The organism is Bacillus sp. SIMBA_026 (assembly GCF_046535335.1).
Taxonomy (GTDB): domain Bacteria; phylum Bacillota; class Bacilli; order Bacillales; family Bacillaceae; genus Bacillus; species Bacillus velezensis.
In genome coordinates this window covers 1-230 of record NZ_JAWRWX010000538.1, presented here as the reverse complement: position 1 = coordinate 230, position 230 = coordinate 1, and the positions used below count along the sequence as shown (strand labels likewise).

Below are 230 nucleotides of genomic sequence, written 5' to 3'. Positions count from 1 at the left end.
AACCCAGGAAGGCCAGCGTCAGATGCAGGGTTTCCGTGCGCATGACACGGCCCTGTGCGTGGGCGTGGGCGTGGTCGGCCCACGTGGCCAGGTTGCTGGCCAGGGGCGCGTCGGGCCAGAGCGCGTAGAAGAGGCGGGTGGTCGGCATGACGGAATTGTAGGCCCGACTTGCGCCGGGGTCAGACGATTCTGAATCGCGAGGGGCCGTCCGGCGCGGCGGCCGCGACCGG

Annotated in this window: 1 protein-coding gene; it reads right to left on the bottom strand. The window is 70.9% G+C overall.

The features are described 5' to 3' along the window. Positions 1-148: 2'-5' RNA ligase family protein (locus SB847_RS22455; RefSeq protein ID WP_410578993.1), on the bottom strand; the 148-nt coding region annotated here is incomplete at its 3' end. Between the last annotated feature and the right edge of the window lie 82 nt (positions 149-230).